At 46.1% G+C, this 7,040-nt stretch carries 5 protein-coding genes; 4 read left to right on the top strand and 1 reads right to left on the bottom strand.

The window, feature by feature from the left end; all coding sequences use genetic code 11:
• Positions 1–14: 14 nt before the first annotated feature.
• The 3 genes from ACYVE4_RS22160 (at position 15) to ACYVE4_RS22170 (ending at position 3,945) form a co-directional block, all read left to right on the top strand.
• Positions 15–1,160, top strand: a complete 1,146-nt coding sequence (locus ACYVE4_RS22160; protein ID WP_461042433.1) for a chromate transporter — start codon at positions 15–17, stop codon at positions 1,158–1,160.
• Between the two features lie 189 nt (positions 1,161–1,349).
• Entirely contained in the window at positions 1,350–2,210 is an 861-nt protein-coding gene (locus tag ACYVE4_RS22165) for a helix-turn-helix domain-containing protein (protein ID WP_461042434.1), read from the top strand.
• Positions 2,211–2,286: 76 nt separating this feature from the next.
• Entirely contained in the window at positions 2,287–3,945 is a 1,659-nt protein-coding gene (locus tag ACYVE4_RS22170; RefSeq protein WP_461042435.1) for a hypothetical protein, read from the top strand.
• A gap of 608 nt (positions 3,946–4,553) precedes the next feature.
• Here ACYVE4_RS22170 and ACYVE4_RS22175 read toward each other — a convergent pair.
• Positions 4,554–5,174, bottom strand: coding sequence for a DinB family protein (locus tag ACYVE4_RS22175; protein WP_461042436.1), 621 nt, complete (start codon positions 5,172–5,174; stop codon positions 4,554–4,556).
• Between the two features lie 811 nt (positions 5,175–5,985).
• Here ACYVE4_RS22175 and ACYVE4_RS22180 point away from each other — a divergent pair.
• The gene (locus ACYVE4_RS22180; RefSeq protein WP_461042437.1) at positions 5,986–6,924 is read left to right on the top strand and encodes a hypothetical protein; all 939 of its coding nucleotides are present in this window, start codon (positions 5,986–5,988) and stop codon (positions 6,922–6,924) included.
• Positions 6,925–7,040 lie beyond the last annotated feature (116 nt).

Genomic DNA, 7,040 nt, shown 5'->3' on the forward strand with positions numbered 1-7,040 from the left:
AAAATCTCCCACCCATGAAACGAGACGCTTCTTACTCATTGACTGATCTGGTGCGGTATTTCGCCCGTTTGGGCACGCTGGGCTTTGGTGGCCCGCCCGCCCTGGTCAGTGCCATGCACCGCGATCTGGTGATGGCACGGCAATGGATTAGTGAAGACGATTACCGGGAAGGGATGGCGTTGGCGCAATTGGCCCCTGGTCCTTTGGCCGCACAATTGGCCATCTATCTGGGCTATGTGCATTATGGTATCTGGGGCGCTACGCTCGTGGGCCTAGCCTTCGTCCTGCCTTCCTTTGTCATGGTGGTGGCGTTGGGCTGGGCTTATCAGCAGTTCGGGGGCTTGCCTTGGATGCAAGCCATCTTCTACGGCATTGGAGCCGCCGTGATCGGCATCATCACTATTGGCACCTACAAACTGACGACCAAAACCGTCGGAAAAGATCAGCTGGGTTGGGCCTTATTTGCTGTGTCTGCCATGGCCACCGCAGTTACTGAATCGGAACTGCTGTGGTTGGTTTTATTATCGGGGGCCATTTACTGGCTGGTAAAAGCACCCCCTCACTTGATCCGGCCCGGTGAGGGAAATAGTATCGCCTTTTTTCTGCCCCCCCTTCAAGATTTCCCCACGGACTCGATCCTGTGGAAGCTGGCTATCTTCTTTGCCAAAGCGGGAACCTTTGTCTTTGGGAGCGGGCTGGCCATCGTTCCATTTTTGTACGGTGGTGTGGTCAAAGAATACGGCTGGTTGAACGAGCAACAGTTTTTGGACGCCGTGGCGGTAGCTATGATTACACCCGGCCCGGTCGTCATTACGGTAGCTTTTATCGGCTACCTGGTGGCGGGCTTTCCAGGTGCTTGCATCGCAGCCTTAGCCACATTCCTGCCCTGTTACCTGTTAACGGTTCTCCCTGCGCCCTACTTCAAACGCTGGGGAAAGCATCCGGGTGTCAAAGCATTCGTGGATGGTATCACCGTTGCGGCTGTCGGAGCCATTGCCGGGGCGGTGGTTGTGCTGGCGCGTCGGCAATTGATTGATGTGCCTGCCATCGTAATCGCCCTGGCCACTGTATGGCTGCTCTACCGCTTTAAAAAGCTACCTGAACTAAGCCTCATTGGTGGAGCCGCTGTGATTGGTTTACTACTGCGCTACATTGCCTAAATAAGTGTATCTACTGAATGCTTCTACTTGAATCTTTATATTTCATTAATCTCCTAAAATGCTCCTCAAAATAAGACGTGGGCGCGTTAATATATTTGCTTCAGGAAATGGGGGTATTTGATCTCAAAGTCGTTGAACCTGCAACACTTTGTTTGTTGATGCATCTTTGGCATAACACCTAACTGGTTTATGCAGCACATCACCAACATTGACCATTTCTACCCCTCTCAGCCACTACTCAAGCAATACATCCAGTATTATTACTTCCTGCGTACCGATTCCCCCGACTTTGTGAGTCAGTATTATGTGTTTCCCAACACCCTACAGTCCCTCAATATTCATAAGCACGCTTATTGCCAGATTGAGGAGGCAGCTATTACCGTCTCCAGTCATCAACAGGCTAACCCCTTATTCATTGCCCAAGGCCGATATGAACAGCCTCTTTTTGTCAAATTAAAAGGTAGTTCAGACAAGATCACGATCGTCTTTAAACCACTGGGACTGAATCAGTTTATCACCAGGCCCTTGATTGAGATTACGCCCAAAGCCTCCCAAGTATTTACCGATTGGGATCAGCATCCGGCCCATCAAGGCTTTATACAGGCCTTTTTTAATACTGATAAGCTGGAGCAACGAATTCAGTTTCTAGAAACCTATCTGCTAGCAATCTATCAACCCATACCCCATGAACAAATCCTTGCCTATGCCCTAACTAGATTGACCGACTTCGACAGTGAACCAACCATTCGGGCCATCATTGATGAAGTAAGCCTGAATGTCAGAACGTTTCATCGATTGTTCATCAAAAATATGGGTTTACCACCGGCTAGTTATCGCAAAATAGCCCGGTTTCGCAACTCCTTACGAGATCAGGTGGTACATGAACACTTCAAAAGCCTTACCCAGACGGGCTATGAGAGTAACTTCTATGACCAGGCTTATTTCATCAAAACCTACCGCCAATTCACGGGGCATAATCCAAAGAGGCTCCTTAAAACCATCAGTAGGCTGGCCAATAATCAGTTACTGATGAACGTGATCGATTCCTAGTCGCACTGTCCAAAAAATACAATTTACCTTGATGCGTACTCCTCATATTTGTGCCCACACGTTCATTTGGCATGACATGAAACTATCCCTGATTAGCTTATTCGTACTCACCATCACCCACGGCATTAATGGGCAAGCGGATTCCGCGGCTGCCTATAATGACCGGGCTTTTGCCAGTTACCTTCAGAAGAACTATGCTAAAAGTCTGTACTGGACGGAAAAACTCTTTGCCACGGGTATCAAAGACTATCAGAACAACTATAACTACTACCGGGCGGCGATCAGTGCCTGTCAAACCAATGAGGTTAATAAAGCAAAAACCTATTTTGACGAGTTGGTGAACAAGCATTTACACTACTCGATGTATTATGACTTTACCCAAGACAGTACGTTGCTGGCTTGTGTGTCAAGCACCCAGACCTGGCAAAAAGCAATCGCTTTGATCAAACCAAAATATGATTCCGTCCAGGCGGCCAACCAGCGCTACTATCAGGGGATAATCGATACGACAAAACGATTAAATACCTCAGCGCTGCTGGATCAGCAGCGGTTGACGAAACTAGTTAACGAAGGCAATTTCGATCAGGTATACCAGCGCTTAAAAAACTATGATGCCTATGATACCCCACCGGTGGTTGGCCACTGGACGTTATATCAAATCAAAGTCAATGATACGCTGACCGTCCCCTTTTTGGTCCATATTCCCCGCCAATACCGCCCTGGGCAAAAAACACCTTTGTATGTCTTCTTACAAGGCGCCGTTCGGGGACGACCTCAGTTCATGACCCGGGGAAATGTGCCCAGTAATGAAGCCCCTATCTTCAAACACGCGTTGGCGGAAGGCTCCTTTATCCTGTACCCCTTTGCCCGCAAAGATATTCACTGGTTGTACCATCCATTGGCTTTCCAGGCAATCGTAAACGAGATCGCTTTTCTGAAGTCGCTTTACAATATTGATGATAATCGGGTCTTCTTAACAGGCCATTCAAACGGAGGGGAAGGTGCCTTCTATTTCGCCATTAATCAACCGACACCCTTTGCTTCGTTTTTAGCCTTTACCTATTTTCCTCAGTCTTATATTACCAATACCTCCCTACGAAACCTCTCCAACAATCGTACCTTTTACGGTATCAGTGCGAAAAATGATCACATTTTTAAACTCAGTAAAGTAGACAGCATTTACCAGTATGCTCGAAGCATAGGCGCGAATTGGACGAACTACGCCCTAGATGGCGACCATGGACTGCCTATTAATCAGGCGAACCGGGTAAGCTTTATCTATGATAGCCTATTTGCCAAGGTGCGGAATCCATTCTCTCCCACCATCCGGTGGGAAACCGATAACATCCAAAATGGTCGTTATGACTGGATTGCCATTACTCAGCTCGATACAACGGCTCGGCCAGCGGCTTGGGTAGGTGCCTACAATCCTGACCTGATGGCCAGGGATAATCGAACAAAACTAGATTTCAACCCGCATAAAACAGGTGTTATCGAAGCGAGTATTCGGGATGATACTGTTACTGTGAAAACATCCTGTGTTAGAGAATTCAGTTTCTATGTCTATCCAGAATTGGTTGACACCACTAAACCCATCACTTTCATTATTAATGGGAAAGCCATCAAGCCCATATCCGTAAGTAAGAATAAGAGCGAACTAGGCATGGCTTTTAGCCAAACGAAGGATCGAGTATTATTACCTGTAGGAAAGATGGTTATTGAGGTGAGTCGATAACAGGGAGCAATTAATAAGGCCAACTTAACCTTACTTTCTTGCTTAGACTCGCCTTACTAATGGCTCACTAAATCAATTAATATCAGCTAAGACTTTCTCAATAAAGGCTCCTTTACGCATAAAAAAAGCTCCCACACTGGGGAGCTTACCGCTTCGGGAAAAGCTCAATTAGCGAGCTCGCATCCGATAGATCGTCCGACCACGAAAGCCTACTAAAGGACCACCTATTTCTATAATACGGGACCGAGCCGGGCGGTTAATGTGCATTAATTTAGTTCGCACCGCAACGGCGGACCGTCGGCGTCCGGTTCATGTTCTTGGTTGTTTGTCAATGTTTTACAAAGATGAGGGGTAAGCGAACTAGCCCGCAAGGAAAAACTGGCTAAGCGTAGATTTAGTAACTTCTACCACTTAAAACTGCCGATAAGTGGTAGAAGTTACTAATTAACTTATCCTGATAAAAAGCGCCCTAAAACTTGTATTTTTATCAGAATACAACGGAGGTATAAGAATTTTGCAGGAGGGTAAAAAGAAAGCCAGATGAAGGGAAGTCACCTGGCTTTTGGTTTCACACTGTGTCCAGGGCTATACCAGCTTTACCAGTCGTTTTAGTTCGGGTAGGTGGCATAAGCCTTTATTCGTTTTATCTGGTTGGTATGCCGTTGGGTATGCGCAATCCAAAGCAGGGTATACTGGTGCAGATCTCTAACACGCCAGACACCAGCATCTTCAGAGCGAAAAATAAAATGCAATCGAAAATCCGCTTTGGTTTCTTTAACTAAGCTTATGACTTCAGTTCGGAAGCGATTAAAATAGGCTACCAGGTCTTCCTTTCTGGTAAAGCGACCTAACGGATGGGCAACAAAGGGTGCCTTCAACAGTGCCGGGTCGTTGGTGTAAGCAAGCATAACCGAATCAACACCCTTTACCTTCTCCACCCATTCTGGCAGTTCAGGGGTATATTGATTATTTAGTAAATCCCAGTATAATAATTCATCATAAATGGCTAGATGTTCGGCGACCTCCGCGATGGACCATGTTGTGCTGTCGGGCTTGAAATGGATTTGTTTCTCCGTTAAGCCTTTAAGCTCATTAGAAAAATCGTGCTGTGACGTTTGTAATCCGTCTACTAGATATAGGCGCTCTTTTTCTGACCAAAGCGGCTGCTTCGTTTGCGCAAATGATACGACACACTCACAAAGTAAACTTATTATTAATAGGCTTTTCATGGACTGATTGTAAAAAAGAGTTACCACTAATTCGTAACTAAATGAATGAAGGGAGTCTAGTCGAACCGGCAACTGGTCAGCAAATACGTCAACAACAGCGATCCTTAAAACCGAAAATCAATAACGGGTGATTTCCAGTCCATAAGTCGAGTAAAAAGCCGAGTTGTAGGATTCGTTTTCCACCAACTGGTTATTGCTTTTGGCGCTCGCTTACGGATAGTGGTAGCTAAGCGAAGCGGATTTGTGTTAGGCGTCAAACGCCCATAGGCCACTGATTCCTGTATACGGTGGATCGGTAACAGAGAGGAATGATAAAAGTAGGATTATATACCTTACGTCACGATGACTAGCTATCTCCTTCTACATTTTAAAAAGCCTCTACTCACCTGTTCGTATTCACCTTAGTATGGCATAAACGGTGGACTATAAAGAGCCTATTAAACCTATGACCAGACTTCATTTCGTAGATTAACTCGGTGTAGGCATCGCCAAATTACCCGTAAGGCTTACTTGACTGACAAAGCACATACCTAAAACCACCCAACGCGTTTAGTCCAGTTTTGTGTTTCGCAACAGCAAACGGCTCATCAATAGGTTATAGAAGGTGCTCTTCCTGGCCTTATCGGTCTTTTCCAGCAGTTGGACTTGATGCGGTTGATGAGCATCGTTCCCTGTCTAGGCGACATTTAACGGTTTCTTTCGGCTACCTATTTCCCCATTTCTGCCTGCTGTTGATTAGGCGTAGTCAGGCATTTTTGACGGCCATACCTTTGTTGCGTTCAAATAAGTATAACCAAAAACAACAACAACAGTGAACAAATTAATCAAATCCTTTTCGATGGCTTTTCTTAGTCTGAGTGCTGCAACAGGCCTCCTTTCGTGTGAAAAAAACCAACTCGTGGAGCCCCTGACACCGGCGGCCAAACCAATCGATCGTGACTTGGCCGTTACGACTAGCCAGGTCCTGGGTCGCAAGCAGTATCAGGTAAAGAAAATAGACGGATCGGATTCAAATGGAAATACCAGCCAAATCATTTTTCAATACCCCCGGGAGGGAGGCCAGTTAGCGACCGTACTCCGAGGTGCCTCCCAACGCTTCGACTATAGCTACGGCAACAATACCATTACAGCCACCATTTCTCAAAAGCAGAACAACGGTACTTTTAAGAAACAATCCATATGGACGTATAAATTGACGGGCAGTGGTCGGTGTTACGAGGCCAGCTATCTCAATTTCAATAGTAACGGACAGCCTAGTAGCTACGAGCCAGTACTAACTTATCACTACAATGGAGCTGGTAAATTGGTGACCATTAAAGAAGATGGAACTGATAAACTTGTTTTGACCTATAATGGGGATGGTGACCTGATAAAAACGGTTGGCGAGCAAAACTTTGAGACAACGTTCATGTATGATAAAGTCGGCCCCTACGCAGGCAGTTTGCATTCGACAGGCCCTGATGGCCAGCTTTGGCCCGGTTTAGTGTCCGATAATCTGTCGCTAAACCCCTGGAATCTATCTTATATTGATGAGTTTCTCCCCATCTTTGGCAAACTCCGCACGCACCTTCCCCGGCGTTACCAAACCCGCTTTATCCCTACTAATACAATCGGTTTTGATTGGTCTTATGGGTATGTCTTGAATGAGGACAATCAGGTTATGGAACGCAATCGGGCTACCAACCAAGGCCTTACCATGAAGGATATTTATACCTACACTGTAAGCCAAGTCAGCCAGAATCAGCAGTAACCTCCTACATTGACAAACATGAGTCATCCCGAATTTTTGGTCTGACTAAAAAAGCGAAAACCTCCTGAACTTTGTGGTCGCCAAACTACAAAACAGGAGGTTTTCTAATGAATACT

It is taken from the genome of Spirosoma harenae (assembly GCF_054776975.1).